This window comes from Pseudomonas sp. QLc11A (assembly GCF_052112305.1).
Lineage (GTDB): Bacteria > Pseudomonadota > Gammaproteobacteria > Pseudomonadales > Pseudomonadaceae > Aquipseudomonas > Aquipseudomonas laurylsulfatiphila.
In genome coordinates this window covers 39,831-65,032 of sequence record NZ_JAVAJJ010000001.1, presented here as the reverse complement: position 1 = coordinate 65,032, position 25,202 = coordinate 39,831, and the positions used below count along the sequence as shown (strand labels likewise).

The window sequence follows — 25,202 nt, the reverse complement described above, 5'->3', positions numbered from 1 at the left end:
AGTGCCCCTGATCGTCAGCCAAATCAGCCAAAGGAATGATTTGTAGAGCCCTGCAAATACTAGCATTGCGCCATTATTTGCCATTTATTACGCACTGTAGGAGCTGCCGCAGGCTGCGATCTTTTGATCTTTGACAGTTACAAGATCAAAAGATCGCAGCCTGCGGCAGCTCCTACAGGGAATCACGATTGATCAATGCATCTCGGTAAAAGCGAGCTTCACGCCAATCGCAATCAGCACCGCGCCCATGGTCCGGTCGAACCAGTGCCCCATGCGCGCAAAACCGGCGCGTACGCGCTGCTGGCTGAACAACATCGCCACCAGGCAGAACCAGGTCGCTGTCGCGGCTGCCAGGTAAACCCCGTAACCGGCCTGCACGGCCAGTGGTGTGTGCGGGTTGATCACCACAGTGAACAGCGAGAGGAAGAACAGCGTGGCTTTCGGGTTGAGACCGTTGGTGACGAAACCCGAGGTAAAGGCACCACGGGCCGTGCGTTCGCCGGCTTCCTTGTGCAGATCGTCCGCCACAGGCTTGGCCGGTTGCGCGCGCAGTGCCTTGTAACCGATGTACAGCAGGTAAGCGGCGGCGGCCCATTTCAAGGCGTTGAACAGCACGATCGACTGGGACACGATCAGGCCGATACCCAAGAGCGAGTAACCCACGTGCAGGAAAATCGCCGCCCCCACACCCAGTGCGGTCCAGGTGCCCGCGCGGCGACCGTGGGTAACACTTTCACGGACCACCACGGCAAAGTCCGGGCCGGGGCTGGCCACGGCCAGCAAGTGAATCAGGGCAACGGTCAAGAACTCTGTCCAGTACATGTGGGGCTCCTTCAGGCCAAGCGTAACTATTTATTTCATCTGGTAGGCTCGGCAGATTACGCCTTCAGTTCAATGCACAAAAGGTACAGTTGATGACGAATACTCGCCGCGCCGTTTTCCTCGACCACCCGTCTCTGGACCTCGGCGACCTTGACCTCAACCCGCTGCGAAGTTGTTTCAGCGAATTGCAGCTGTTCGCCCAGACCTTGCCCGATCAAGTCATCGAACACCTCAAGGGCGCCACGGTCGCCATCAGTAACAAGATCCTGATCGACGCCGCCGCCATGGCCGCCAGCCCTGACCTCAAGCTGATCCTGATCACCGCCACCGGCACCAACAACGTCGACCTGGCCGCCGCCCGCGCCCACGGGATCACCGTGTGCAACTGCCAGGGTTACGGCACGCCGTCGGTGGCGCAGCACACAATCATGCTGCTGCTCAACCTGGCCACGCGCCTGGCCGATTATCAAAAAGCCGTCGGCGCAGGCCGCTGGCAACAGGCCAAACAGTTCTGCTTGCTGGACTACCCGATTGTCGAACTCGAAGGCAAAACCCTTGGCCTGCTGGGTCACGGCGAATTGGGCGGCGCAGTCGCACGGCTCGCTGAAGCCTTCGGCATGCGCGTGCTGTTGGGGCAAATTCCCGGACGCCCTGCCCGGCCGGACCGCCTGCCACTGGATGAACTGCTACCCAAAGTCGATGCCCTGACCCTGCACTGCCCACTCAACGAACACACCCGTCACTTCATCGGCGCCCGCGAACTGGCCTCGATGAAACCCGAAGCGTTCCTGGTCAACACTGCCCGCGGCGGCCTGATCGACGAACAGGCGCTGGCCGATGCCTTGCGCAACGGTCATCTGGGCGGCGCCGCCACTGACGTGCTGAGCGTCGAGCCTCCCGTCAACGGCAATCCACTGCTGGCCCACGACATCCCGCGCCTGATCGTCACCCCGCACAACGCCTGGGGCAGCCGTGAAGCGCGCCAGCGGATCGTCGGCCAGGTGACCGAAAACGCACTGGGATACTTCAGCGGTAAGGCGCTGCGGGTCGTCAGTTGATAAACTGCGGCACTTTTTTTCACGGGAGCAGTTATGGATCCGCGCAGTGAAGTACTGCTTCGCCAGGCCGAGTTATTCCAGGGTTCGGTGTTGTTGGCCGGTTTGCCCGCCGACGACCTGCTGGGCCGCTTGCCCAATGCCCATGGCTGGTGCTGGCACGCCGGCGATCAGGCCGCGCTGGACGCCCGATTCGACGGGCGCAGCCACTTTGGCGTGAACGCACCGGAGCGAGGGTTCGATAGCGCCGTGGTCTTTCTGCCCAAGGCCAAGGACCTGACCGACTACATTCTCAACGCCCTCGCCTCGCGGCTGGCCGGCCGCGAGCTGTATCTGGTCGGCGAGAAAAAAAGCGGCATCGAAGGTGCCGCCAAACAACTCAACCCGTTCGGCAAGCCACGCAAACTCGACAGCGCGCGCCACTGCCAGCTCTGGCAGGTCACCGTGGCCAACGCGCCTGAAGCCAAGCCGCTGGAAAGCCTGGCGCAGACCTACGAACTGCCGCTGGCCGAAGGCCCGTTGAAGGTCATCAGCCTGCCGGGGGTGTTCAGTCATGGTCGCCTCGATCGCGGCAGCGCGCTGCTGCTGGAACACCTGGACAAACTGCCCGGCGGTCACTTGCTTGATTTCGGTTGCGGCGCCGGGGTTCTGGGAGCGGCGGTGAAACGTCGTTACCCGCACAATCAGGTCACGATGCTGGATGTGGATGCCTTTGCCGCTGCCAGCAGTCGCCTGACCCTGGCTGCCAATGGTCTGGAAGCCGAGGTGATTACCGGTGACGGAATCGATGCTGCGCCGATGGGTTTGAGTGCGATCCTGAGCAATCCACCGTTCCATGTCGGCGTGCACACCGACTATTTCGCAACGGAGAACTTGCTGCGAAAAGCAGCCAAACATCTGAAAAACGGCGGCGAACTTCGCTTGGTAGCGAACAGCTTCCTGAAGTATCAACCATTGATCGAAGAGCACCTTGGCGTGTGTGCGATCAAGGCCGAAGGACAGGGTTTCAGAATCTACCGGGCAAAGCGCGGCTGAAACTTTTTTTGAACAAGAAGGCTTGCCGAATGGGTTTTGCAAAGGCAGAATCCGCCCCGTCCTAGGGGAGTAGTCTCCCACGAGCGCCATGCTCGTCCGGCATGCGTCAACATACTTGGTCCTCAGACCATGGCGCATGCGACCCAAGCATCCACATCAGATGGATCGCAGGGTTTGACAAGACCTATGACACGCACACCTTACCCGGGGCGGGAAGGCTGTACGTGTCATAGCCGTGTCGACCCGCCCCTTAGGAAAACCCCTGATGCTGGATTCACTACTCGTACCCACCGCAATCGTTGCCTTGGCCGAAATCGGCGACAAGACGCAACTGCTCGCGCTCATTCTTGCCGCCCGCTTCCGCAAGCCCTGGCCGATCATCGCCGGTATCGTTGCCGCGACCCTGGCCAACCACGCGGCCGCCGGTGCAGTCGGTGCCTGGGTCGGCAGTTTCTTCTCGGATACGATGCTGCACTGGATCCTCGCCGCGAGCTTCGCCGCGACCGCCCTGTGGACCCTGGTGCCGGACAAGATGGATGACGACGAGGCCAGCACCGCCCGCAAGTTCGGGCCGTTCCTGACCACATTGATCGCGTTCTTTTTGGCGGAAATCGGCGACAAGACCCAGATCGCAACCGTGATGCTGGCTGCGCAATATCCGGAGTTGTGGCTGGTGATCATCGGCACCACCGCCGGCATGCTGATTGCCAACGTACCGGTGGTTCTGGCGGGTAACTTTGCCGCAGACAAGCTGCCATTGACCCTGATCCGTCGACTGGCGGCGTCGGCGTTCTTCATCCTGGCGATTGTCGCGGTGTACAAGGCGATGCAGAGCAGCGGGTGGGTTTGACCCAATGGGTCGTTAGACCGCGTTATCGTTCTTCGCGAGCAAGCCCGCTCCCACAAGGATTGCGCTGAACCAGTGGGAGCGGGCATGCTCCGGGCGGCGTTCCGACGAAGAGGACAGCAGCCTCACCGCATGACTATCAGGACTTCTTGGCCTGCTCGTAAAGTGGCATAACCTTGGGAATCGCCGCCTGCAACGCCGCAGTCCGGCTGCTGGAAGACGGGTGCGTGCTGAGGAACTCCGGCGGAGCACCTTCGCTGGCCTTGCTCATCTTGTTCCAGAGGGTGATCGCGGCGTTCGGGTTGTAGCCGGCGCGGGCGGCCAGTTCCAGGCCGATCAGGTCCGCCTCGTTTTCATTGCCACGGCTGTTGGGCAAGGTCATGCCGTAGTTGGCTACAGCGTCCGCCAGGGCCAGGCTGCCCTGGCCCAACCCGAGCAACGCACCGGCGCCCTGCTTGGCCATTTCGATACCGTATGCCTTGGACATCGCCTCACGACCGTGCTCGCGCAGGGCGTGGGCGATTTCATGCCCCATGACCGCGGCGAGTTCATCGTCAGTGAGTTGAAGACTGTCGATCAGCCCGGTGTAGACAAAGATCTTGCCGCCAGGACCGCAGCTGGCATTGAGCTCGTCGCTCTTTATCAGGTTCACTTCCCACTTCCACTGGGCCGCGTCCGGACGAAAGTTCGGCGCTTGGGCAATCAGCCGGTCGGCAATCGCCCGAACACGCCTGGCATCGCTGCTGGTCTTGTCCAGCACGCCTTTGCTGCTCGCCTCACTCACAGTCTTTGCATAGGACTGGGCGTACATCTGGTCGACCTCTTGCGAGGACAACATGCTGAACATGTGCTGCTTGCGCTCAACGCCCACAGCACCACCACTGGTGGTATTGACCGACTGGCAGCCGGCGAGCAGCAGGCCTGCGCTCAGCGCACATATAGCCAATGTCTTGTTCATCGAAAAACTCCCTTAAAACATGCCGGGTATCCTAGGCGTGGAATGGTATCGACGCCAGAGACAATAGACATAAGACGCGCGATTCAGACAAAGCTCTCATCAATGCAGAAAAAAATTCACACTTCGGGGCAAGCCGCAGCCCGTCACGCCGCGCATTGATTCATGTGCGACATCCGCCACGCAAAAACAGCCATTTCAACGGCTCGCGCTCATGCCTGCCCGACACCCTGCCGATACACCTCCCCAGACGTCCTTTCGCGTGCGGAGCCCGCCGGGCGCCGATGGCCAACCCGCCCTGAACCTGAGCCGTGAGCAACTGATCGGCCTGATCAAGGAAAACGTGGTCAAGAACCCGAAGATCCTCGGCACCTACATCGGTTGGGAAAAAGACGCACTGGACCACAACGATGCGGCCTACGTCGACACCCAGGTGGTCGGGATCGACGCCAGCAACGACATGCAGATCGTGCGCGACACATCGAACTTGATTGGCGCCCTCGCCGTGGAGATCGGCCGGGCCGTCGGCGTGGTACAGACCCTGGCCAAGGACAGCGAAAACATTAACGCCATCCTCACCGCCATTCGCGGGATCGCCGAGCAGACCAACCTGCTGGCCCTGAACGCAGCCATCGAAGCGGCCCGCGCCGGTGAACAGGGCCGGGGTTTTGCCATGGTGGCCGACGAGGTGCGCAACCTGCCGGAAGGTCGTGCGGACCTTATCGTGAGCAGGCTCGCTCCCACATTGGAATGCATTTCAACTGTGGGAGCGAGCCTGCTCGCGAAGGGGCCAGAACTGGCACCGGACTAACCCGGAGTGAGACACTCCGGCCCATTGAGCTTCGGATCATTCACCATGTTGGCCAGCACCCGTTCGCGCAACGCGGCAGGCTCACTGGCCAGCAAGGCTTGCAAAGCATGCAACGGCGTCTCGGGATCCAGCCACGCGGCCTGCCCCGCCTCATCAAGAATCAACGGCCGCCGCTGACTCGCCGCTGGCTGGGTAATCACGGCGGTACTCAGCCACACCTGCTCCTGTACCGGATACGCCTCCCAGATCGCCGCAAAAAACAATGACGAGCCCTCCCCCGGTGTCAGCCAGTACGGGCGCTTGCGCGTCGTGCCGCGCCATTCGTAGAAACCATTGGCCGGCAACAGGCAGCGGCGCTCGCGCAAGGCCTGGCGAAACATCGGCTGCTCGGCAACGGTTTCGGCGCGGGCGTGGGCCGGAGTGCGGGACAGATCGGTCAGCCAGGGTGGCGTCAGGCCCCAGCGGGCGCGGGCAAGCGTGCGCTGACCGTCAGGCTCGGCTCGCAGCATCAATACCGAATCATTCGGGGAAATGTTCCACTGCGCCTTCTGGTCGGCGGGAAAACCAGGCAGCGCCGCGAAGGCAGGGTTCCAGCGAAACAGGGCATAACGTCCACACATGGGGCAACACAGCTCTTGATCAAACGAACGCCAGCCTAACAGACCAGCGTGCCGGGAAAACTGTCCGGCTCATCGCCGGACAGCGGCAGCGCTGCATTGTACGCGGTGATCAGCTCGCGGGCGTATTCGGCCTGGTCGTTCTCGACCGACAGCCCGAGCAGGCCATAGATCGGCAACTCCCCTGAGCCGCCGAGCAAATCACGGCCCACCAGATGCGCCTCGATACCCTCGCTGGCGAGCATGCCTTGCAGCAGCTCGCCTTCCATCAGGTTTTCCGGATCGTAGATGCGCTGCATACACGCTCCTCATTCATTTTCACTGAACACTTCGAGATGCCATTCCTCTTCATGAACCTGCAACACGAAGGTTATCGGCCGGCAGCACACCTGACAGTCCTCGATGTAGGTCTGATCGCCACCGGACAAATCCAGAGTAGTCTCTACCTCCTCACCACAATACGGACATTCATACACTGCGTTTTCCAGCATCGCGGTCTCCCAGGTGACTTGTGCGTATAATCGCCGGTCTATTTGCAGGGCTATTTTTGTCTGGCTACTTTGTCAGACCGTGCCCCGCCGGTTTTCGAACAAAACCTTTACTTACCCTAGCCGTTTCTAACAAGAGAGCATGATGGGCGAATTCGATGCCATCCGACCTTACGACGACAGCGAAGTCCCAGCGGTGCTGGACCGGCTGCTCGGCGACAAGGCGTTTCTAGATATCCTCACCCACTTCCGCTTCCCGCGTTTTGCCGGCGCTTTAGGCTGGGCGCTCAAACCTCTTATAGCCCATCGGCTGCGCCGTGAGTTTGCCGGCGTGACCTGTGTGGCCACGTTACAGGACAAAGTCGAGGTTTACGTCGACCACACCATCGAGCGCGCCACCGACGGCGTCACTTATACCGGGGTGGAGCAATTCAAGTCCGGCAGCGCCTACCTGTTTATCGCCAACCACCGCGATATCGTGATGGACCCGGCCTTCGTCAACTACGCCGTGTACCACGCCGGCCTGCCGACCCCGCGCATTGCCATTGGCGACAACCTGCTGCAAAAGCCTTTCGTCAGCGACCTGATGCGCCTGAACAAGAGCTTCATCGTGCACCGCTCGATCAGTGGTCGCCGGGAAAAAATGGCGGCCTATCAATTGCTATCGGCGTATATCAACCATTCGATCCGCAACGATTGCGCCTCGATCTGGATCGCCCAGGCCGAGGGCCGCGCCAAGGACGGTGACGACCGTACCGAATCGGCGATCCTCAAGATGTTCCACATGAGCCGCAAGGACGAGCCGTTCGGCGAAGTCATTCAGTCGCTGAACCTGACCCCGGTGTCGATCAGCTACGAATACGACCCCTGCGATCAGGCCAAGGCCCGCGAGCTTTACATCCGTGCCACCACCGGCAGCTACACCAAGGTGCCGGGCGAGGATGACGTGAGCATCGCCAAGGGCATCACCGGCTACAAGGGCCGGGTGCATGTGAACTTTGCCGCGCCGATCACCGAACTGTTCGAAGACACCAAGCAATTGGCGGTCGAGATGGACAAGCAAATCCTCAGCGGCTATCGCTTGTTCCCGGTGCACTACCTGGCTTACGCGCAGTGGAAAGACGCTGATCCGCAGTTGCAGGTGCCAAAGGCCGCCGAGGTGTTCCCGGCCGAAGAACTGGCCAAGGCCCAGGAAGAATGGCAACGCCGCCTGGAAGCTTGCCCGCAAGAGCATCGTCCATACCTGGTGCTGCAATATGCAACGCCGGTGCGTAATCAGTACCGGGTGAAGGCAGGGTTGCCGCTGTAAGCGGGTTCGGCTGGATACGAGAACGGCGCCTTGGGGCGCCGTTTTTTTTTAATCAATATCAAAGGATCGCAGCCTTCGGCAGCTCCTACATGGGATTGATGTGCCCCTGCAGGAGCTGCCGAAGGCTGCGATCTTTTACTTTGAAAAGGTTCAGACCTGCGTGCTGATCCACGACACCAGCAGCGCCATCCCCAGGCAGGCAAAACCGAAGATGTAGAAAAAGCGGTTCATGCGCAAGGTCGCCCAATCCAGCGTGGGTTCTACGTTCGGGCTGCTCTGGCGCTGCGCCTGCAAACTGGCCATCGCACGCAGTTCGCGGCGACGGGTGGCGTGCAGCAACCAGCCGCCCGGGAAGGCAAAGAGCAAGGCCAGCAGATTGATCAGTTTGGCGGGATGGGCGGTAAACAGTGTCATCAAGTGCAGCGACATCACGAACCTCAAGTCAAACAGGTAGCAGGTGCCAGACGGGCGACCGCGGCGCGGATTCTACCGAAAGCCTGCGCCCCTGCCCTCTGTTTCCGACAAATAACGAAGCCTTTGATCAATGGCTGTCCTGAGTCACGGCTTCGTCATCTGTATCGGCGAACATGCGCGTCCCGAAACCGACACGGATCACGTCATGCTCCACGCCGAAAACCAGGATCGTCTCTACCTCATCATCCCCAGCGAAGAACAACAAGCCCTCGTCGGCAGCCTCGCCTTCAACGTTCAGGATCGCCACTGGCTGGTGTATTGCGCCTTGGGCGGGCATCAACATGCGGATTTGCCGGAAACGGACTTGCTGACGGGTGTGAGTGTGCTGGATTTTTACTCGCAAGCCGCCTGATACCAAAATGTAGGAGCGAGCTTGCTCGCGATGGACTTGAGGACGCCGCGGGGTATCAGATTCCCCGCGTAATCGTTAACGACCATCGCGAGCAGGCTCGCTCCTACAGGGGCTCGCATTACTCGCCGAGAATCTGACCCACGGTCGGGTCCTTGAACAGGCGGGTCAACGCATCGCTCAGCACATCGCTGACCAGCTTGGTGTTGGTTTCCTGGTTCGGCGCCATGCCGAAGCGCTGGTCCAGGGACGAACCATAACGGCCGCTGTAGCGACGGTTGGCGTTCTGCACATCCGAGCGGAACGTCGCGCCGATGGTGGCTTCGGTCACGTACATGCCTTCCTTGGGCGACTGGTACTTCAGTTCCGCCAGGGTCACGGTCAGTTGCGGCGCATTCATGGCGTTGTTCGTCGGGGTAAAGCCCAACAGACGCACGGCGGCTTCAGCCTGGGCCTGCAGCTTCGGCAGGATCTGCGCGCCCTGCACGGTGATCGCGCTGGTCTCCGGGTAAAGGCCACCACGGGTGCCCAGCGTCGGCGACGGGCGACCGTCCACGACACGCACCACGACGGGCTGGCCATGGCCGACCGGGGCCAACTGCGCGGTCAGCTTGGGTTCCGGGCTCAGTTGTTGCGGGCTGTGGGCGCAGCCAACCAGGGTCAAACTGGTCACAGTGATCAAACCGAACAACAGGCGTTGCAACATGCTCTTCTCTCCAGAATCAGGCACAAACAGGCCGGCAGTATAGCGGTGCGCCACTGCGGGGAACCAGCACCTCACAGTGTTTGATGAAATCTCTGACAACCCCTGCGGATTGCAGTTCATGTCACACAGATGTCACCACTCCTACACTTGCACGTAATGGCCTACAGGCAATCTTCCCGGCAAGCACCCACACGGTACTTCACCATGCGCCATCTGATCTCTCTGTTCGCGCCACGCCCGTTGCACCGCTGCTTCGCCCTGCTCGACCGCAACGGCCACTGCCAGGCCTTCAAGCAGTGCAGCTTGCAGCCCATGGGAGATGGCTGGGTTGAAATCGAGGAAATCCGCCTGAACTGGCTGAATCAGCCACTGCCGGCCGGCGCCCGCGTCGCCTCGCAACCGCGTCAGCCACACTCGCGTGCACAGCAACTGCTGACGACCTGACCAAACACCTAATAAAAGTCATAAAACACGACCATTTCCCTGCGTTTCTTAGATACAATCTCCCCCCGATTATAAGGACGTCTCCTGATCGGGCCTCGCAGCATCGTCAATGCACTTGTGTTGACACCCCGCTCCGCCCACAGAGAGCCGCCCACACAGATCGAGTGAAGCTGGCGCGCTTGCTGTTTTGTTGAGCAAAACCTCCACTTTTCGCGAATCTGCAGAGCTGTCATTACGCTCGGTCACTGAGCTGTTTGCCCGTTTTTGCCTGCCCTGTATCCCATGGCGGCAATCCACCCGGGCACGGTGCCAGGCTGGGACAGCCCTTTTTGAGGTTCACGTCTTCAAAAGAGCGTGAAAAAAACGGGTTTTCACAACTTCACAAGAGTGTGGCGAGCAAATGAATAGTTTTGCGTCTGAACATGCACCATTAGCGTCTACAACAGCCCAACGACACAGGACCGAGTATTCCTCGAACACCGGAGCCTGAAGCCTGTCCGCTACGGATTTGGTTGCACAAACGGATGTATCGACCATAAGTCGAATTGCCAGTCGCACGTTGAAATGAGTCCATAGGGCTCTTATTAGACCCGGCAGGTAGCGTCCGTCGAAGTTGCGATAAATTGCGAAGATTCGGACATGGCGATACTGCCATGGATACCTTGGGGCCACACTGACACGCCCCGGAACACCTGGCAGCCATGCCGACAATTTGGTGCTGCAGATTTTGGAGACGCGTTAAATGGCGCATAACGAAGCAGTCGACGTAGTACTGGTTGGGGCCGGCATCATGAGTGCCACCCTTGCAGTCCTGCTCAAAGAGCTCGACCCCGCGATCAAGCTGGAAGTCGTCGAGCTGATGGATTCCGGTGCCGCGGAGAGTTCCAACCCGTGGAACAACGCCGGTACCGGTCACGCCGGGCTGTGTGAGCTCAACTACACGCCGCAGGCAGCCGATGGCGCCGTCGACATCAAGAAAGCCGTGCACATCAACACCCAGTTCGAGGTGTCGAAACAGTTCTGGTCGTACCTGACCAAAAAAGGCACGTTCGGCTCGTGCAAATCGTTTATCAGCCCGGTGCCACACCTGAGTTTCGTGCAGGGCGACAGCGGCGTGTCCTTCCTCAAGGAACGCTTCAAGGTGCTGAGCAAGCACCACGCCTTCGCCGACATGGAATACACCGAAGACAAGGCGACAATGGCAGAGTGGATGCCATTGATGATGCCTGGGCGCGACCCCGGCGAAACCCTTGCCGCCACCCGCGTGATCAATGGTACCGACGTCAACTTCGGCGCCTTGACCAACCAGTTGCTCAAGCACCTGACCAGCGCACCCGATGCCCAGGTCAAGTACTGCAAGCGCGTGACCGGCCTCAAGCGCAGCAACGGCGGCTGGACCGTCAGCATCAAGGACGTCAACAGCGGCAACACCCGTGAAGTCGACGCCAAATTCGTCTTCCTCGGCGCTGGTGGCGCGGCACTGCCACTGCTGCAAGCCTCGGGCATCGAAGAGAGCAAAGGCTTCGGCGGCTTCCCGATCAGCGGCCAGTGGCTGCGCTGCGACAACCCGGAAGTGGTCAAGCACCACCAGGCCAAGGTCTACAGCCAGGCAGCCGTAGGCTCACCGCCAATGTCCGTGCCGCACCTGGACACCCGCGTGGTCGATGGCAAGAAGTCCCTGCTGTTCGGACCGTACGCTGGCTTCACCACCAAGTTCCTCAAGCACGGCTCCTTCATGGACCTGCCGCTGTCGGTTCGCGCCGGCAACATCGGCCCGATGCTGGCCGTGGCAAAAAACAACATGGACCTGACCAAGTACCTGGTCAGCGAAGTGATGCAGTCCATGGAGCAGCGCCTGGAATCCCTGCGTCGCTTCTACCCGGAGGCGAAAGCCGAAGACTGGCGCCTGGAAGTGGCCGGCCAACGGGTGCAGATCATCAAGAAAGACCCGAAAAAAGGCGGCATCCTGCAATTCGGTACCGAACTGGTCGCGGCCAAGGACGGTTCCCTTGCTGCACTGCTCGGTGCTTCGCCTGGTGCATCGGTGACTGTTTCGATCATGCTCGAGCTGATCGAGAAATGCTTCCCGAGCAAAGCCAAGGGCGAATGGGCTGGCAAACTGGCAGAAATCTTCCCGGCCCGGGAGAAAGTTCTGGAAACCGACGCTGCGCTGTATCGCAAGATCAGCACGCAGAACAACGTTGCCCTGGAACTGGTTGAAGCCAGCAGCGAGACCGAAAGCTACGCTTGATTCGGCCCCATGAAAAACGCCCCGTTCTCATTGAGAGCGGGGCGTTTTTTTATGCCTTTGAAAGATCGCTCCTTGTGGAGGCTACCGAAGGCTGCGATCTCCTGATCTTAACCGCGAACCTTCTCGATCAACTCGATGTAATCCGGCGCATTGCGCTGATCCTTGATCAGGGCAACAAAGTCATTGCCGTGCTCATCCTTGCCATTCACGTCGTAACCGGCTTCGACGAAGAACGTCAGGAAACGCTCGAAATCGTCGATGCGCAGACCACGGTAGGCCTTGACCAGTTTGTGCAGGGACGGAGAAGTCGCGTCGACCGGCTCGAAATCGAGGAACAACTTGATCTGCTCATCGCCGATCTCGTCACCAATCACTTGTTTTTTATCTTTACGCATTGCCGACTCCAGCTCGCAGACATTTCACGGGGCGGGCAGTTTACCCCCGCGCAGGCACAGGGCTCAACGCACACGATTGCTGCCGGTATGCAGATCGGCCCAGACATGGCCATTGGCGTAGCTGAGAAACTGGCAATACACCGTGTCGTTGCGCAGCAAATCGATCACCACCCGGTATTGCGCCAGCGGGTAATAGAGGGTCAGAGTCTTGCTCGGCTCGTCGTAAACCGGCTTCTTCAGGCTTTTGCTTTCACCATCGAAATTGACCAGTACCCGACTGATGGTAGCGCCCTTGTTCAGGGATTTGCCCTTGAGACGAATCAGCAACGGCGAAGTGACCGGAATCGGCTGTTGAGTGGATTGACGCTGAGCGCCGACCACCACCGAATAATCGGTGACCTGCATCAGTTGCTGCTGCTCGGGATCAGCAGCGCGCAGAGTGAGGTCGTCCGGCGGCAGGAATTGGCTGTGCATGGGCGCCGGGGCGGCGGCCAGAGGCAGGCTGAGGCTCAGCAACAAGGCGGCGCAGCTGCGGATAAAAGGGTTCATGGCAGGCTCCGGAATCGGGGCCGGGCACTCTAGCATGGGCGTAAAAAAAACGTGAACATCGCCCCCCCTGTAGGAGCGAGCTTGCTCGCGATGCACTCAAGAACGCCGCGTTTAGCCAGTAAACACGCGTTATCGTTAACGCCCATCGCGAGCAAGCTCGCTCCTACAGGTAGCGCATATCAATCGAACTGCGCGTGCATCCAGGCATGATACTCGGCAACACCAGGCTCGCCTTCGCGCGGAGCCCAGTGCGCCAGTTCGCCTTCACCGACCGGACGGTAAGGACCGGCCTTGCATTCGAACATCAGGCTGTCGGTCTCCAGCACCACCAGACCGTGGAACACACCGGTTGGCAGGTCCACGCCAACACAGTCGCCACCGGCCTCGAGCACGGTCTTGCTCAGCACCATGCCGGTCTCGTCAAAGATCAACACGCCCAGCCGTCCCTTGAGGACCAACAGGGTTTCGGCCTTGTTGTCACCCAAGTGCCGGTGAGGCGGGATATAGGTGGACGGCTGCAGCCCCACCGCCATGCGATGGCAAGCGTCTTCCATCTGATGAAAATTGTGATGCTGGCGCCCGCGAGGATTGGCCGCGGCTTTCCCGGCCAGCTCGGCGAACAAGGTCTGATCCAGAAAACGCGGCGTATCCATGTCTTACATTCCTTTAACGGCGAAAATCCCGTTGGCGTTACGCCAGTAGCCTTTGTAGTCCATACCGTAACCGAAGATGTAGCGGTCGACGCACGGCAGACCGACGAAATCGGCCTTGAGGTCCGGACGGGCCTTGCGGTCGTGGTCTTTATCGATCAGCACGGCGGTGTGCACTTTACGTGCGCCAGCGTGCTTACAGAAGTCGATGATCGCGCCCAGGGTGTGACCTTCGTCGAGGATGTCGTCGATGATCAACACATCACGGTCGATGAAGGAAACTTCCGGCTTGGCCTTCCAGAACAGGTCGCCACCGCTGGTTTCGTTGCGATAACGGGTAGCGTGCAGGTAGGACGCTTCCAGCGGGAAGTGCAGATAGGTCAGCAGCTTGCCGGAGAAAATCAGCCCGCCGTTCATCACGCAGAACACCACCGGGTTGGAATCCGCCAGTTGATCGTTGATTTGTGCACCGACGCGGGCGATGGCCGCCTCGACTTCAGCTTCGGTGTACAGGCAGTCAGCCTCTCGCATGATTTGACGGATATGCTCGAGATCAGCAGACATGGTGCTCTCCAGGGGGATGGCGGATTCAGGAAAAGCGGGCAAAGGTACGCATCAAGCGAGGCCAGATCAAGCGTTTGTGGACTAACGTACTGTATGTCTATAGGACAACACCCTCGGATAGATTAATCTAGGCCGGTTTTTTTGCCCGCCGCCGGAGCCTTTCCCCATGCCCATCCATGAGATCCGCCACCCGCTGATCCGTCATAAACTTGGCCTAATGCGCCGCGCAGACATCAGCACCAAGAATTTCCGTGAGCTCGCTCAGGAAGTCGGTGCCCTGTTGACCTATGAAGCCACCAAAGACCTGCCGCTGGAATCCTACGATATCGATGGCTGGTGCGGCACTGTGTCGGTCGAGAAAATCGCCGGCAAGAAAATTACCGTGGTGCCGATCCTGCGCGCCGGCATCGGCATGCTCGAAGGCGTGCTCAGCCTGATCCCGGGCGCCAAAGTCAGCGCCGTGGGTGTGGCCCGCAACGAGGAAACCCTCGAGGCCCACACCTACCTCGAGAAGCTGGTGCCGGAAATCGACGAACGCCTGGCCATGATCATCGACCCGATGCTCGCCACCGGCGGCTCGATGGTTGCAACCATCGACCTGCTGAAAAAAGCCGGCTGCAAGGACATCCGTGCCATGGTGCTGGTCGCTGCGCCAGAAGGCATCGCCGTGGTCGAGAAGGCTCACCCGGACGTGATCATCTATACCGCGTCCATTGATCAAAAACTGAACGAACACGGCTACATCATCCCGGGGCTGGGCGATGCCGGTGACAAGATCTTCGGCACCAAGCAGAAGGACGCGTGACCATGCAGCAAGAGTTCAACGATCCGCTCTGGCGCACGGTACTGTCGGGTGCACAGATGCTGTTCGTGGCCTTCGGCGCCCTGGTGTTGATGCCGCTGATCACCGGTCTCGACCCGAACGTGGCGCTGTTCACGGCCGGCCTGGGGACGATCCTGTTCCAGATCGTCACCGGGCGCCAGGTGCCGGTGTTCCTGGCATCGAGCTTTGCCTTCATTACCCCGATCATTCTCGCCAAGGGCCAGTTCGGTCTGGCCGCGACCATGGGCGGCGTGATGGCGGCGGGATTCGTCTATACCTTCCTCGGCCTCGCAGTGAAAATCAAAGGCACCGGTTTCATCGACCGCCTGCTGCCGCCAGTGGTGATCGGGCCGGTGATCATTTCGATTGGCCTGGCAATGGCACCGATCGCCGCCAACATGGCCATGGGCAAGGCCGGTGACGGCAGTGAATTGATTCATTACCAGACGGCGATGATGATCTCGATGCCTGCACTGCTGACCACGCTGATCGTTGCGGTTTTCGGCAAGGGCATCTTCCGCCTGGTGCCGATCATCTCCGGCGTGCTGGTGGGCTTTGGCATGTCGTTCTACTTCGGCGTGGTCGATACCGCGAAGATCGCTGCGGCACCCTGGTTCGCCATCCCGCACTTCACCGCGCCGGAATTCAACTGGCAGGCGATCCTGTTCATCGTACCGGTGGCATTGGCTCCGGCCATCGAACACATCGGCGGTGTGATTGCCGTGGGTAGCGTGACCGGTCGTGATTACCTGAAGAAGCCCGGCCTGCACCGCACCCTGCTCGGCGACGGCATTGCCACCACGGCGGCCGGTCTGTTTGGCGGCCCGCCCAACACCACCTACGCCGAAGTGACCGGCGCGGTCATGCTGACCAAAAACTACAACCCGAAAATCATGACCTGGGCGGCGATCTTCGCCATCAGCCTGGCGTTCATCGGCAAGTTCGGTGCGCTGCTGCAAAGCATTCCAGTGCCGGTGATGGGCGGGATTCTGTGCCTGCTGTTCGGTTCGATCGCCGCGGTGGGGATGAACACACTGATCCGCCACAAGATCGATCTGGGCGAGGCGCGCAATCTGGTGATTGTGTCGGTGACCCTGGTGTTCGGGATCGGCGGTGTACTGATCGGCACCGGCACGGGGCCGGACGACTTCGGCCTCAAAGGCATCGCGCTGTGCGCGGTGGTGGCGATTGGCTTGAACCTGATCCTGCCGGGCAATGACAGCTGGAAACACAAGAAGGCGAATGAGCCGTTGCTGTAATGCTTCAAGAGCTTTGTTGTTAATGAAATAGCTTTCGCGAGCAGGCTCGCTCCCACAGTCTGGAATGCATTCCCCTGTGGGAGCGAGCCTGCTCGCGAAGCTTTTAAAGCGCCAACGGCGCGCGCTCGCACAACGCACTCAACGCCCGCGCCCAATGCGGGTCGTCGTTGAGGCACGGCACCAGCACCAACTCCTCTCCCCCCGCCTCGCGGAATTGCTCCTTGCCGCGATCACCGATCTCTTCCAGGGTCTCGATGCAATCGGCAACGAACGCCGGGCACATCACCAGAATTTTTTTCACGCCGCTTTTAGCCAACTCATCGAGGCGCGCCTCGGTGTAGGGTTCGATCCATTTGGCGCGTCCCAGGCGCGACTGGAATGACACCGACCACTTGCCGTCCGGCAAGCCCATGCGCTTGGCAAACTCCGATGCCGTACGCAGGCATTGCGCGCGATAGCAGGTGGCCAAAACTACTGGCGATGCGTTCTTGCAGCAATCCTCATTCTTGAAGCAATGCTTGCCCGTCGGATCGAGCTTGGTCAGATGCCGCTCCGGCAATCCATGAAAGCTCAGCAACAAGTGATCGTAATCCTGCTGCAAATGAGGCCGCGCACTGGCGACCAATGCATCGAGGTACTCCGGTTGATCATAAAACGGCTGAAGAATCGACAATTGCAGGTCGAGTCCTTTTTCGCGCAGCACGCGCTTGGCTTCTTCAATCACCGTGGTGGTGGTGCTGTCGGCGAACTGTGGATAAAGCGGCGCCAGGGTTATCCGCTTGTGCCCCGCCGCAGCCATGCGCACCAGCGTCGACTCGATCGATGGCTCGCCGTAACGCATCGCCAGCTCGACCGGGCCATGTTGCCATTGGGCAGTCATGGCTTGTTGCAGGCGACGGCTGAGCACCACCAGTGGCGAGCCTTCGTCCCACCAGATCGAGGCATAGGCATGGGCCGACTGCTCGGGACGCTTGATCAGGATCAGCGACACCAGCAAGCGCCGCACCGGCCATGGCAGGTCGATCACGTACGGGTCCATCAGAAATTGATTGAGGTAGCTGCGCACATCCGCCACCGAGGTGGAGGCAGGTGAGCCCAGGTTGACCAGAAGCAACGCGTGATCGGTCATGCAACATCCTATTTCAAAGGCGAGCGGACAGATCATCCAGAGCCGCGCGCAAATCCGTGAACTGAAAAGTGAAACCCGCCTGTAACAAGCGAACCGGCGTGGCCCGTTGGCCGCCCAGCAACAGCAAGGACAACTCGCCCAGCCCGACCTTCAAGGCGAAGGCCGGCATCGGCATGAATGCCGGGCGATGCAGTACGCTGCCTAACGTCTTGGCAAACTCGCGGTTGCGCACCGGTTTGGGTGCGCACGCATTATAGGGACCGCTGGCCTCGTTGCGATGCAGAAGAAAATCAATCAGAGCGATTTGATCGTCGATATGAACCCATGGCATCCATTGCCGGCCGTTGCCAATCGGCCCCCCCAGCCCCAGCTTGAAGGGCAGTAACAGCCGCGACAAAAAGCCGCCCTCGGCCGACAGCACCAACCCGGTTCGAATGAGGATGACGCGAATGCCCAGCGCTTCAGCCCGTTGCGCGGTTTCTTCCCAGGCGATGCATAGCTGGCTGGCAAAGTCCTCACTGACCGGCCCCGAGTCCTCTGTCAGTTCGCGTTCGCCACCGTCGCCATACCAGCCGACAGCCGAGCCGGAAATCAACACCCGGGGTTTCTGCTCGCGACTCTCAAGCCACGCCAGCAGGGTTTCAGTCAGCGTGATCCGACTGCTCCACAACAAGGCTTTACGCTTGTGCGTCCAGGGCCGGTCGGCAATCGGCGCACCGGCCAGATTGACGATCGCATCCACCGGTTCCTGCCCCAGATCCTCCAATCGGGCAATTCCACGCACTTGGGCACCACATGTTTTCGCGACTTTTTCAGGCTTGCGACTCCAGACTGTCAGGCGATGGCCCTGCCCGGACCAGTGCCGGCAGAGCTGACGTCCTATCAAACCAGTACCGCCGGTCAGCAATATGTGCATGACTTCTTCCTCGCGTGGCGTTTTACCCTGTCCACTAGTCTATTTTTATAAGCAGGGATCTTTGGTATCGAGCAGGCTCTATGGTTAACAATAGGCCAAGCTGTCAGAACGAGAACGCTAAAAGTTATACCAAAAAACAATATTGTACAGGTTTGAACCCCGGCGTAGTCTGTACAGAAAGGTAAACGAGGCCCCTATGACTGTACCTATCGCAATCATCGGCACCGGCATTGCCGGACTCTCCGCCGCCCAGGCCCTGACGGACCTCGGGCACGTGGTTCAACTTTTCGATAAAAGCCGCGGTAGCGGCGGGCGTATGTCGAGCAAGCGCAGCGATGCGGGTGCTCTCGACATGGGCGCGCAGTACTTCACCGCCCGCGACCGCCGCTTTGTCACGGAAGTCCAGCGCTGGCAGGCCAGAGGCTGGGTCGCCGAGTGGACGCCGCAGCTGTACACCTACCATGGCGGTCAGCTCAACCTGTCGCCGGACGAGCAGACCCGTTGGGTCGGCACGCCCCGCATGAGTGCAATCACTCGCGCCCTGCTCGGTGATCTGGAAGTGCACTTCGCCTGCCGGATCACCGAGGTCTATCGCGGGGAAGAACACTGGCATCTGCAGGACGCCGAGGGCTTCACCCACGGACCGTTCAGCCACGTCGTCATCGCCACGCCCGCGCCACAGGCCACGGCTCTGCTGGCATCGGCGCCAAAACTCGCGGGGGCCGCCGCCGGGGTGAAAATGGACCCGACCTGGGCCATTGCCCTGGCCTTCGAAACGCCGCTGGAAACGCCCATGGAAGGCTGCTTCGTACAAGACAGCCCACTCGACTGGCTGGCCCGCAACCGCAGCAAACCCGGGCGCGACAACACCCTCGACACCTGGGTGCTGCACGCCACGAGTGCCTGGAGCCGGCAACACATCGACCTGCCCAAGGAAGCGGTGATCGAACAGTTGCACGGCGCGTTTGCCGAACTGCTGCACGATTCCATGCCGGCGCCGAGCTTCAGCCTCGCCCACCGCTGGCTCTACGCCCGCCCCGCCAGCAGTCACGAATGGGGCACCCTGGCCGATGCCGACCTGGGGCTGTACGCCTGTGGCGACTGGTGTCTGTCCGGACGTGTCGAAGGTGCCTGGCTAAGCGGTCAGGAAGCCGCCCGCCGCTTGCATGAACACCTGCAATGAACCGTAGGAGCTGCCGAAGGCTGCGATCTTTTGATTTTGTTTTTCAAGATCAAAAGATCGCAGCCTTCGGCAGCTCCTACAGGGGCATTGCTCGAAAAAACCTATACAAAAAATTTGACTTGTACAACTTCGAATCTATGATGAAGTTATCTTGTACAGACGCAAATGTTTGTACAGGTTCAGATTCGAGGTGTTCCGATGTCCCACGCCCCCGTCAAACCGAAAATAGCCATCAGCGCCTGCCTGATGGGACTCGATGTGCGCTTCAACGGCGGGCACAAGGAATCGCGGCTGTGCAGCCGTACCCTCACTGATTATTTCGATTTCATCCCGGTCTGCCCGGAAGTGGCCATCGGCCTCGGCGTACCCCGCCAACCGATTCGACTGGTGAGTGGTGCCGATCAACCCGAAGCCGTGGGAACCCTGGATCACAACCTGAACGTGACACAACCGCTGGCCAACTACGGCCGGGACATGGCAGCGCAGCTGGGGGATATTTGCGGTTATATCTTCATGCAAAATTCCCCGTCCTGCGGCCTGGAGCGGGTCAAGGTCTACCACACCAACGGCACACGAGCGGACAGTGGCGGTCGCGGGATCTACGCCCGGGCCTTCTGCCTGCTGCATCCGGACTTGCCGGTGGAGGAAGACGGCCGACTCAACGATCCGGTGCTTCGGGAAAACTTCCTCACCCGCGTATTCGCCTACAGTGCCTGGCAGCAGCTACGCCAGGAAGGCCTGACCCGGCGCGGCCTCACGGACTTTCACTCACGCTACAAATACCTGCTGATGGCCCACAACCCGGTGCAATACAAAGCCCTGGGCCACCTGCTGGGCAGCATGGGCAAAAACGATCCGCAGGAACTGGGCCCCCGCTATTTCAGCGAAATGATGGCGGCGTTGAAAAAGTGCGCCACCCGCCGCACCCATACCAACGTCCTGCAACACATCAGCGGTTACCTGAAACAGGCCATCAGCCGCGAAGACAAGCAGGAAGTGCAACAGCTGATCAGCCAGTACCACCAAGGCATCGTGCCGCTGGTGGTGCCGCTGACGCTGCTCAAACATCACTTTCGCCAACACCCCGATCCGTACATCGCACAGCAGGTCTATCTGCAACCGCACCCGGAAAACCTCAGCCTGCGAAACGCTATCTGATGAAAAAAACACTCGACACCAGCGCCCGCGAAGACCTCGGCGATGACTTTAAAAAAGCGCTGGACGAAGGCTGGCTGCCGATCCGCGAAGTGGCGCGCCTGACCGGCGTCAATGCCGTGACCCTGCGCGCCTGGGAGCGGCGCTACGGTCTGATCGTGCCGCAACGCACCCCCAAGGGGCATCGGCTGTTCTCGGCCGATCATGTACAACGCATCCAGGCTATCCTCACTTGGCTCAACCGTGGCGTCGCCGTCAGCCAGGTCAAGGAATTGCTCGATACGCCGCAGATATTCAGCGAGTCCGTCGACAACGATTGGCACACCTTGCAGCTAACGTTGCTGCAGGCGGTCAGCGGATTGCAGGAACGCGCCCTGGATGACAACGTCAATCAGGCGATGGCGCTGTATCCGCCGCGAACCCTGTGCGAGCAATTGCTGATGCCATTGCTGGCCGCTCTGGAGCAGCGCTGGCAAGGCCAATTCGGTGCACAGATGGAACGGGGCTTTTTTTGTGCCTGGCTACGCAGCAAATTCGGCGCACGCATCTACCATGACAATCGTCAGTTGCGCACCGCGCCAATGCTGTTGATCAACCACTCGGACCTGCCCATGGAACCTCAGCTGTGGCTCACGGCCTGGCTGATCAGCAGCGCGGATTGCCCGGTGGAGGTCTTCGACGGGCCGCTGCCTGTCGGCGAACTGGCATTGGCGGTCGAACTGCTGCAACCCCGCGGGGTTTTGCTGTACTCCAGCAAGGCCATGAACCTGGCGCAACTGCCGAAACTTTTCAAAGGTGTCAGTTGCCCAAAAATGATTGCCGGACCAACGGTGTGCATCCACCACGCCGAGTTGTCCGCAAGTACCACCGAGATCGCTGACTTGTACCTGGCCGAAGATCCATTGTCGGCACATCAGGCACTCGTTCAGCGCGGGCTGATTTAAATGAATCGCGTGGATTCCTCTATGCAATTGATCTGGCTGCGCAGCGACTTGCGTCTACATGACAACACTGCCCTCTCGGCCGCCGCGGCTCGTGGCCCCTGCGTGGCGGTGTACCTGCTGAGTCCGGAGCAATGGCTGGAACACGACGATGCGCCCTGCAAAGTGGACTTCTGGCTGCGTAACCTGCGCGAACTGAGCCGTGAACTGGCTCAACTGAACATTCCCCTGCTGATCCGCCAGGCACCCCGCTGGGATGACGCGCCCAGCGTACTGCTGAACCTGTGCCGGCAGTGGCAGGTCGACGCGTTGCACCTCAATGATGAGTACGGCATTCACGAGTCCCGTCGCGATGCTGCGGTCGCCCGGGCGCTACAGGCCGAAGGCATCGAAGTTTGCCGCTACCTCGATCAATTGCTGTTCAAGCCCGGAAGCGTGCTGACCCGGACCGGCACTTACTTTCAGGTCTTCAGCCAGTTCCGCAAAGTCTGCTACGAACGACTGCACCACGCGCTGCCCAGCCTGGTCCGCGCGCCGCACAAACAAGCGCCGATGAACATTGCCAGCGATGCGATCCCCTTGAGCGTCGAAGGTTTCGCAACGCCCGGTGATCCTCTGCGCAGCCTGTGGCCGGCCGGCGAAACCGAAGCCCGGCGTCGCCTCGACAACTTTAGCGAAGCGCAGATCGAGCACTACCAGAACGAACGCGACTTCCCGGCAAAACCCGGTACCAGTCAGCTCTCGGCCTATCTTGCCGCCGGGGTGATTTCTCCTCGCCAATGCCTGCACGCCGCGTTGAACAGCAATCAGGGTGAGTTCGAAAGCGGCAACACCGGCGCCGTCACCTGGATCAACGAACTGCTATGGCGCGAATTCTACAAACACATCCTGGTAGGCTACCCGCGAGTGTCCCGGCACCGCGCGTTTCGCCCGGAAACCGAAGCGCTGGCCTGGCGCAACGCTCCCGATGAACTGGCCGCCTGGCAACAGGCGCGCACCGGTTTGCCGATCATCGACGCCGCCATGCGCCAACTATTGGCCACTGGCTGGATGCACAACCGCTTGCGCATGGTGGTGGCGATGTTCCTGACCAAGAACCTGCTGATCGACTGGCGCGAAGGCGAACGCTTTTTCATGCGTCACCTGATCGATGGCGACCTGGCGGCGAACAATGGTGGCTGGCAATGGAGTTCTTCCACCGGCACCGACTCAGCGCCTTACTTCCGGATCTTCAACCCGCTGAGCCAATCGGAAAAATTCGATCCCGAAGGTGTGTTCATCAAGCAATGGCTGCCGGAGCTGGCAGGGCTGAATAAAAAAGACGTGCACAACCCCGCCAATCTCGGCGGCCTTTTTGGTGGGGTGGATTACCCTTCACCGATCGTCGACTTGAGTACATCCCGCACGCGAGCGTTGACGGCGTTCAAAAACCTGCCGTCACGGCAATACGCCGCCGTTGGATCATGAATGACCGCCACCGGGACTACCTTGATGGCGGGGCTTTGCTTTATAAATGTCTACCCGTATTGGGCCGGGCAATGGCCTGGCTGAAAAGGAGATTGGGATGAGTCGTATGCTCTCACGACGATACTGGCTGACCGGTGCCAGCAGTGGCATTGGTGCGGCCCTGGCCGAAGAAATCCTGAAAAGCGGTGCGCACCTGGCCGTCAGTTCGCGCTCGGTAGCGCAGTTGAAAGTATTGTCGCAACGCTATCCGGGGCAAGTGCTGGTGGTGGCCGGTGACCTGACCAACAGCCAGACCGTGCGCGAGATTGGCGAGCAGATTGCCGAGGACTGGGGCTCGCTGGACACCGTGATACTCAATGCCGGCACCAGCGAGTACGTGGATGCCAAGCAGTTCGATGCGTCGATTGTCGAGCACGTATTGCGTACCAACCTGTTGGCCAGTAGCTATTGCATCGACGCCGCCCTGCCTTTGCTGCGTGCCGGCACCGCACCCCATATGGTGGCCATGGCCAGTACGGTAACTTACCTGCCGCTGCCCGAGGCAGTAGCGTATGGCACCTCAAAGGCCGGGCTGCGTTACCTGTTCGAATCCCTGCGCATCGACCTGGCCCCTGAAGGCATAGAACTCACAGTGATCAGCCCCGGGTCTGTCGAAACGCCGCTGACGGCGAAAAACGACTTGCCCATGCCCTTGAGCTGGCCGGTGGAGAAAGCCGCGCGGCACATCTTCGAAAAGCTCAAGGATCGCCCGCTGGAAATCGCTTTCCCGGCGGCGTTCATGGCCGCCCTCTGGCCGCTCTCCAAACGGCCCGACCCAGTGAAACTGGAGATCGGCAAACGCATGGTGCGCAGCCAGCCACCGATCAAGGACCAACCCTGAAAATCGCCATCATCGGCAGCGGTATCCCGGACGCGCCGATACCTGGGCGTCCGTCAGACCTTTCACACAGCACCGGGTGACTGCCTTACACTGCGCGCCATGAAAACCATCCCCCATACGCAAATCGCGGAACCCGCAGTCACGTGCTCGACCTGCGCAGCCTGCTGCTGCCAGCTCGAAGTCATGCTGATCACCGACACGGGTGTGCCTGAACGGTTCATCGATACCGATGACTGGGGCGGGGAAGTCATGCTGCGTCTGGACGACGGCTGGTGTGCCGCACTGGATCGCAACACGATGATGTGCACCATCTACGAAAAACGTCCGCTGATCTGCCGGGAGTTCGAGATGGGCGCACCGGAATGCATCGACGAACGCCTGGGGATTTCGACGGCGTATCGCTGAATTCAATTTCACCCTGAAACAAATGTGGGAGCGGGCTTGCTCGCGAAAGCGTCAGGTCAGTCAATTAAAATGTCGACTGATCCACTGCTTTCGCGAGCAAGCCCGCTCCCACATTTAGTACCGCGTGGCGTCTTACAACGGCATCGTGTAATGCAATGCGTAACTCTCTACACCATCGTTCGGAGTGGTGATCCCGGCGTTGGAATAGTGCGTCGCACGAACCCCGACTTCATGCCCGCCGGCAAAGCGCAAACCGAATCCAAAGCGGTCTTCAAACTGGAAGGCGCTGCCCAGATCGCTGCTTTCGACTTCGGTGCTGGCAAACGCCGCCACGCCAATCCCGAACTCGATGTAGGGTTTGACGTTCTGGCCGGCAAATTCATAGACGAGCACAGGCGAGAACGACAGGCTGTGGTTACTGGATTTCTCGTCACCCTCCCAATAGGTGTAGGCGCCATCCCAGTAACCGGTCAGACGCCCCACGTCGCTCTGCCACCAACTCTGGTCCCAGTCGAATTGCATGCCCAGTCGATACGTCATGGTCGAATCGCTGGTCTGACCAACCGCGAACTCCACACCTGCCGCCTGCACAGTAAAGGTGTGCCCCATTAATGCGGCCGCAATCGCGGCCAAGCAGAATAGTCGCTTCACTAGAAACTTCCTTTTCCGAACGATTTCGTATGATTTTTTTGTTGCCTGGCCCAGCAAAACTATAGAAGTCCG

Annotated in this window: 29 protein-coding genes, 2 pseudogenes and 1 riboswitch; of the genes and pseudogenes, 17 read left to right on the top strand and 14 right to left on the bottom strand. The window is 60.0% G+C overall.

The genetic code is table 11. The features are described from left to right. Positions 1-192: 192 nt before the first annotated feature. Positions 193-822: a LysE family translocator gene (locus Q8X48_RS00350; RefSeq protein ID WP_407799131.1), complete on the bottom strand. Its 630-nt coding sequence runs from the start codon at positions 820-822 to the stop codon at positions 193-195. A 92-nt stretch (positions 823-914) separates the two neighbouring features. On the opposite strand from Q8X48_RS00350, the gene Q8X48_RS00345 reads away from it, so the two are divergent. The 3 genes from Q8X48_RS00345 (at position 915) to Q8X48_RS00335 (ending at position 3,762) form a co-directional block, all read left to right on the top strand. Then, positions 915-1,880, top strand: a complete 966-nt coding sequence (locus tag Q8X48_RS00345) for a 2-hydroxyacid dehydrogenase (protein ID WP_407799130.1) — start codon at positions 915-917, stop codon at positions 1,878-1,880. A gap of 33 nt (positions 1,881-1,913) precedes the next feature. Further along, positions 1,914-2,912, top strand: coding sequence for a methyltransferase (locus Q8X48_RS00340; RefSeq protein WP_407799129.1), 999 nt, complete (start codon positions 1,914-1,916; stop codon positions 2,910-2,912). A 52-nt stretch (positions 2,913-2,964) separates the two neighbouring features. Next, positions 2,965-3,088, top strand: a riboswitch (yybP-ykoY riboswitch). 89 nt (positions 3,089-3,177) lie between these two features. Then, complete coding sequence (locus Q8X48_RS00335; RefSeq protein ID WP_007972537.1) at positions 3,178-3,762, top strand: TMEM165/GDT1 family protein; 585 nt, start codon at positions 3,178-3,180, stop codon at positions 3,760-3,762. Positions 3,763-3,898: 136 nt separating this feature from the next. Here Q8X48_RS00335 and Q8X48_RS00330 read toward each other — a convergent pair whose 3' ends face one another. Beyond that, complete coding sequence (locus Q8X48_RS00330) at positions 3,899-4,717, bottom strand: M48 family metallopeptidase (RefSeq protein WP_407799128.1); 819 nt, start codon at positions 4,715-4,717, stop codon at positions 3,899-3,901. 559 nt (positions 4,718-5,276) lie between these two features. Between Q8X48_RS00330 and Q8X48_RS00325 the strand changes: the two are divergent. Beyond that, positions 5,277-5,414, top strand: a pseudogene (locus tag Q8X48_RS00325) (methyl-accepting chemotaxis protein); the annotation flags it as partial. Between the two features lie 107 nt (positions 5,415-5,521). Here the strand turns inward: Q8X48_RS00325 and Q8X48_RS00320 are convergent. Genes Q8X48_RS00320 through Q8X48_RS00310 form a run of 3 tightly spaced genes read right to left on the bottom strand, consistent with a single transcriptional unit; the run spans position 5,522 to position 6,633 of the window. Then, complete coding sequence (locus Q8X48_RS00320) at positions 5,522-6,145, bottom strand: SOS response-associated peptidase (RefSeq protein WP_217836339.1); 624 nt, start codon at positions 6,143-6,145, stop codon at positions 5,522-5,524. A gap of 35 nt (positions 6,146-6,180) precedes the next feature. Continuing rightward, complete coding sequence (locus tag Q8X48_RS00315; RefSeq protein ID WP_007979315.1) at positions 6,181-6,441, bottom strand: putative signal transducing protein; 261 nt, start codon at positions 6,439-6,441, stop codon at positions 6,181-6,183. Between the two features lie 9 nt (positions 6,442-6,450). After that, positions 6,451-6,633 (bottom strand): CPXCG motif-containing cysteine-rich protein, encoded by a 183-nt coding sequence (locus Q8X48_RS00310; RefSeq protein WP_008045984.1) that lies wholly within the window; start codon positions 6,631-6,633, stop codon positions 6,451-6,453. A 139-nt stretch (positions 6,634-6,772) separates the two neighbouring features. Here Q8X48_RS00310 and Q8X48_RS00305 point away from each other — a divergent pair, with 139 nt between their 5' ends. After that, entirely contained in the window at positions 6,773-7,939 is a 1,167-nt protein-coding gene (locus tag Q8X48_RS00305) for a 1-acyl-sn-glycerol-3-phosphate acyltransferase (RefSeq protein WP_407799127.1), read from the top strand. Positions 7,940-8,089: 150 nt separating this feature from the next. Here the strand turns inward: Q8X48_RS00305 and Q8X48_RS00300 are convergent, their stop codons facing one another. Next, positions 8,090-8,368, bottom strand: coding sequence for a hypothetical protein (locus Q8X48_RS00300; RefSeq protein ID WP_217836340.1), 279 nt, complete (start codon positions 8,366-8,368; stop codon positions 8,090-8,092). 190 nt (positions 8,369-8,558) lie between these two features. Here Q8X48_RS00300 and Q8X48_RS00295 point away from each other — a divergent pair, with 190 nt between their 5' ends. Then, positions 8,559-8,765: a hypothetical protein gene (locus Q8X48_RS00295; RefSeq protein ID WP_015096802.1), complete on the top strand. Its 207-nt coding sequence runs from the start codon at positions 8,559-8,561 to the stop codon at positions 8,763-8,765. Positions 8,766-8,883: 118 nt separating this feature from the next. Here Q8X48_RS00295 and Q8X48_RS00290 read toward each other — a convergent pair whose 3' ends face one another. After that, a complete protein-coding gene (locus Q8X48_RS00290; RefSeq protein WP_007973847.1) occupies positions 8,884-9,468 on the bottom strand; it encodes a YajG family lipoprotein in 585 nt (194 codons plus the stop codon). A 204-nt stretch (positions 9,469-9,672) separates the two neighbouring features. On the opposite strand from Q8X48_RS00290, the gene Q8X48_RS00285 reads away from it, so the two are divergent. Further along, positions 9,673-9,912, top strand: coding sequence for a hypothetical protein (locus tag Q8X48_RS00285; protein WP_407799126.1), 240 nt, complete (start codon positions 9,673-9,675; stop codon positions 9,910-9,912). 742 nt (positions 9,913-10,654) lie between these two features. Beyond that, positions 10,655-12,163: a malate dehydrogenase (quinone) gene (gene mqo, locus Q8X48_RS00280; RefSeq protein ID WP_407799125.1), complete on the top strand. Its 1,509-nt coding sequence runs from the start codon at positions 10,655-10,657 to the stop codon at positions 12,161-12,163. Positions 12,164-12,270: 107 nt separating this feature from the next. Here mqo and Q8X48_RS00275 read toward each other — a convergent pair whose 3' ends face one another. From Q8X48_RS00275 to Q8X48_RS00260, 4 genes are all read right to left on the bottom strand, one after another. Next, positions 12,271-12,558, bottom strand: a complete 288-nt coding sequence (locus Q8X48_RS00275; RefSeq protein WP_007973850.1) for a PA4642 family protein — start codon at positions 12,556-12,558, stop codon at positions 12,271-12,273. 63 nt (positions 12,559-12,621) lie between these two features. Beyond that, positions 12,622-13,107: a hypothetical protein gene (locus Q8X48_RS00270; protein WP_407799124.1), complete on the bottom strand. Its 486-nt coding sequence runs from the start codon at positions 13,105-13,107 to the stop codon at positions 12,622-12,624. Positions 13,108-13,286: 179 nt separating this feature from the next. Further along, on the bottom strand, positions 13,287-13,760 hold the full coding sequence (locus tag Q8X48_RS00265) for a WbuC family cupin fold metalloprotein (RefSeq protein WP_407799123.1): 474 nt from the start codon (positions 13,758-13,760) through the stop codon (positions 13,287-13,289). Between the two features lie 3 nt (positions 13,761-13,763). Further along, complete coding sequence (locus Q8X48_RS00260) at positions 13,764-14,321, bottom strand: hypoxanthine-guanine phosphoribosyltransferase (protein ID WP_007973854.1); 558 nt, start codon at positions 14,319-14,321, stop codon at positions 13,764-13,766. Between the two features lie 166 nt (positions 14,322-14,487). Here Q8X48_RS00260 and upp point away from each other — a divergent pair, with 166 nt between their 5' ends. Next, a complete protein-coding gene (gene upp, locus Q8X48_RS00255) occupies positions 14,488-15,126 on the top strand; it encodes a uracil phosphoribosyltransferase (RefSeq protein WP_007973856.1) in 639 nt (212 codons plus the stop codon). A gap of 2 nt (positions 15,127-15,128) precedes the next feature. Beyond that, a complete protein-coding gene (locus Q8X48_RS00250) occupies positions 15,129-16,403 on the top strand; it encodes a uracil-xanthine permease family protein (RefSeq protein WP_007973857.1) in 1,275 nt (424 codons plus the stop codon). 103 nt (positions 16,404-16,506) lie between these two features. Here the strand turns inward: Q8X48_RS00250 and hemH are convergent, their stop codons facing one another. Both hemH and Q8X48_RS00240 read right to left on the bottom strand, forming a co-directional pair. Continuing rightward, the gene (hemH, locus tag Q8X48_RS00245; RefSeq protein ID WP_126047516.1) at positions 16,507-17,532 is read right to left on the bottom strand and encodes a ferrochelatase; all 1,026 of its coding nucleotides are present in this window, start codon (positions 17,530-17,532) and stop codon (positions 16,507-16,509) included. Positions 17,533-17,545: 13 nt separating this feature from the next. After that, on the bottom strand, positions 17,546-18,448 hold the full coding sequence (locus Q8X48_RS00240) for a TIGR01777 family oxidoreductase (RefSeq protein ID WP_407799122.1): 903 nt from the start codon (positions 18,446-18,448) through the stop codon (positions 17,546-17,548). Positions 18,449-18,644: 196 nt separating this feature from the next. Between Q8X48_RS00240 and Q8X48_RS00235 the strand changes: the two genes are divergently transcribed. The 7 genes and pseudogenes from Q8X48_RS00235 to Q8X48_RS00205 all read left to right on the top strand — a co-directional run bounded on the left by Q8X48_RS00235 (position 18,645) and on the right by Q8X48_RS00205 (position 24,479). Continuing rightward, positions 18,645-19,631: an NAD(P)/FAD-dependent oxidoreductase gene (locus Q8X48_RS00235; protein WP_008016642.1), complete on the top strand. Its 987-nt coding sequence runs from the start codon at positions 18,645-18,647 to the stop codon at positions 19,629-19,631. 198 nt (positions 19,632-19,829) lie between these two features. Next, on the top strand, positions 19,830-20,789 hold the full coding sequence (locus tag Q8X48_RS00230) for a YbgA family protein (protein ID WP_407799121.1): 960 nt from the start codon (positions 19,830-19,832) through the stop codon (positions 20,787-20,789). Further along, positions 20,789-21,730, top strand: a complete 942-nt coding sequence (locus tag Q8X48_RS00225) for a MerR family transcriptional regulator (RefSeq protein WP_126047521.1) — start codon at positions 20,789-20,791, stop codon at positions 21,728-21,730. The genes Q8X48_RS00230 and Q8X48_RS00225 overlap by 1 nt, the downstream gene beginning before the upstream one ends. Before the next feature lie 21 nt (positions 21,731-21,751). Then, positions 21,752-23,194 (top strand): deoxyribodipyrimidine photo-lyase, encoded by a 1,443-nt coding sequence (gene phrB, locus Q8X48_RS00220; protein WP_407799120.1) that lies wholly within the window; start codon positions 21,752-21,754, stop codon positions 23,192-23,194. A gap of 5 nt (positions 23,195-23,199) precedes the next feature. After that, positions 23,200-23,295, top strand: a pseudogene (locus tag Q8X48_RS00215) (transcriptional regulator); the annotation flags it as partial. Beyond that, positions 23,292-24,074, top strand: coding sequence for an SDR family NAD(P)-dependent oxidoreductase (locus Q8X48_RS00210; RefSeq protein ID WP_407799119.1), 783 nt, complete (start codon positions 23,292-23,294; stop codon positions 24,072-24,074). The pseudogene Q8X48_RS00215 and the gene Q8X48_RS00210, both read left to right, overlap by 4 nt. Before the next feature lie 99 nt (positions 24,075-24,173). After that, positions 24,174-24,479, top strand: a complete 306-nt coding sequence (locus Q8X48_RS00205; RefSeq protein ID WP_015096814.1) for a YkgJ family cysteine cluster protein — start codon at positions 24,174-24,176, stop codon at positions 24,477-24,479. A gap of 132 nt (positions 24,480-24,611) precedes the next feature. Here Q8X48_RS00205 and Q8X48_RS00200 read toward each other — a convergent pair whose 3' ends face one another. Next, a complete protein-coding gene (locus Q8X48_RS00200; RefSeq protein WP_407799118.1) occupies positions 24,612-25,130 on the bottom strand; it encodes an acyloxyacyl hydrolase in 519 nt (172 codons plus the stop codon). Between the last annotated feature and the right edge of the window lie 72 nt (positions 25,131-25,202).

Excerpts from the sequence above, each read along its gene's own strand:
- Q8X48_RS00285 (WP_407799126.1), top strand. The coding sequence starts at position 9,673 with ATGCGCCATCTGATCTCTCTGTTCGCGCCACGCCCGTTGCACCGCTGC.
- Q8X48_RS00250 (WP_007973857.1), top strand. The coding sequence starts at position 15,129 with ATGCAGCAAGAGTTCAACGATCCGCTCTGGCGCACGGTACTGTCGGGT.
- Q8X48_RS00345 (WP_407799130.1), top strand. The coding sequence starts at position 915 with ATGACGAATACTCGCCGCGCCGTTTTCCTCGACCACCCGTCTCTGGAC.
- Q8X48_RS00305 (WP_407799127.1), top strand. The coding sequence starts at position 6,773 with ATGATGGGCGAATTCGATGCCATCCGACCTTACGACGACAGCGAAGTC.
- hemH (WP_126047516.1), bottom strand. The coding sequence starts at position 17,532 with ATGACCGATCACGCGTTGCTTCTGGTCAACCTGGGCTCACCTGCCTCC.
- Q8X48_RS00350 (WP_407799131.1), bottom strand. The coding sequence starts at position 822 with ATGTACTGGACAGAGTTCTTGACCGTTGCCCTGATTCACTTGCTGGCC.
- Q8X48_RS00260 (WP_007973854.1), bottom strand. The coding sequence starts at position 14,321 with ATGTCTGCTGATCTCGAGCATATCCGTCAAATCATGCGAGAGGCTGAC.
- Q8X48_RS00330 (WP_407799128.1), bottom strand. The coding sequence starts at position 4,717 with ATGAACAAGACATTGGCTATATGTGCGCTGAGCGCAGGCCTGCTGCTC.
- Q8X48_RS00300 (WP_217836340.1), bottom strand. The coding sequence starts at position 8,368 with ATGTCGCTGCACTTGATGACACTGTTTACCGCCCATCCCGCCAAACTG.
- Q8X48_RS00235 (WP_008016642.1), top strand. The coding sequence starts at position 18,645 with ATGACTGTACCTATCGCAATCATCGGCACCGGCATTGCCGGACTCTCC.
- Q8X48_RS00340 (WP_407799129.1), top strand. The coding sequence starts at position 1,914 with ATGGATCCGCGCAGTGAAGTACTGCTTCGCCAGGCCGAGTTATTCCAG.
- Q8X48_RS00275 (WP_007973850.1), bottom strand. The coding sequence starts at position 12,558 with ATGCGTAAAGATAAAAAACAAGTGATTGGTGACGAGATCGGCGATGAG.
- Q8X48_RS00210 (WP_407799119.1), top strand. The coding sequence starts at position 23,292 with ATGAGTCGTATGCTCTCACGACGATACTGGCTGACCGGTGCCAGCAGT.
- mqo (WP_407799125.1), top strand. The coding sequence starts at position 10,655 with ATGGCGCATAACGAAGCAGTCGACGTAGTACTGGTTGGGGCCGGCATC.
- Q8X48_RS00335 (WP_007972537.1), top strand. The coding sequence starts at position 3,178 with ATGCTGGATTCACTACTCGTACCCACCGCAATCGTTGCCTTGGCCGAA.
- Q8X48_RS00205 (WP_015096814.1), top strand. The coding sequence starts at position 24,174 with ATGAAAACCATCCCCCATACGCAAATCGCGGAACCCGCAGTCACGTGC.
- Q8X48_RS00270 (WP_407799124.1), bottom strand. The coding sequence starts at position 13,107 with ATGAACCCTTTTATCCGCAGCTGCGCCGCCTTGTTGCTGAGCCTCAGC.
- Q8X48_RS00265 (WP_407799123.1), bottom strand. The coding sequence starts at position 13,760 with ATGGATACGCCGCGTTTTCTGGATCAGACCTTGTTCGCCGAGCTGGCC.
- Q8X48_RS00315 (WP_007979315.1), bottom strand. The coding sequence starts at position 6,441 with ATGCAGCGCATCTACGATCCGGAAAACCTGATGGAAGGCGAGCTGCTG.
- upp (WP_007973856.1), top strand. The coding sequence starts at position 14,488 with ATGCCCATCCATGAGATCCGCCACCCGCTGATCCGTCATAAACTTGGC.
- Q8X48_RS00225 (WP_126047521.1), top strand. The coding sequence starts at position 20,789 with ATGAAAAAAACACTCGACACCAGCGCCCGCGAAGACCTCGGCGATGAC.
- Q8X48_RS00230 (WP_407799121.1), top strand. The coding sequence starts at position 19,830 with ATGTCCCACGCCCCCGTCAAACCGAAAATAGCCATCAGCGCCTGCCTG.
- Q8X48_RS00290 (WP_007973847.1), bottom strand. The coding sequence starts at position 9,468 with ATGTTGCAACGCCTGTTGTTCGGTTTGATCACTGTGACCAGTTTGACC.
- Q8X48_RS00295 (WP_015096802.1), top strand. The coding sequence starts at position 8,559 with ATGCTCCACGCCGAAAACCAGGATCGTCTCTACCTCATCATCCCCAGC.
- Q8X48_RS00310 (WP_008045984.1), bottom strand. The coding sequence starts at position 6,633 with ATGCTGGAAAACGCAGTGTATGAATGTCCGTATTGTGGTGAGGAGGTA.
- phrB (WP_407799120.1), top strand. The coding sequence starts at position 21,752 with ATGCAATTGATCTGGCTGCGCAGCGACTTGCGTCTACATGACAACACT.
- Q8X48_RS00320 (WP_217836339.1), bottom strand. The coding sequence starts at position 6,145 with ATGTGTGGACGTTATGCCCTGTTTCGCTGGAACCCTGCCTTCGCGGCG.
- Q8X48_RS00240 (WP_407799122.1), bottom strand. The coding sequence starts at position 18,448 with ATGCACATATTGCTGACCGGCGGTACTGGTTTGATAGGACGTCAGCTC.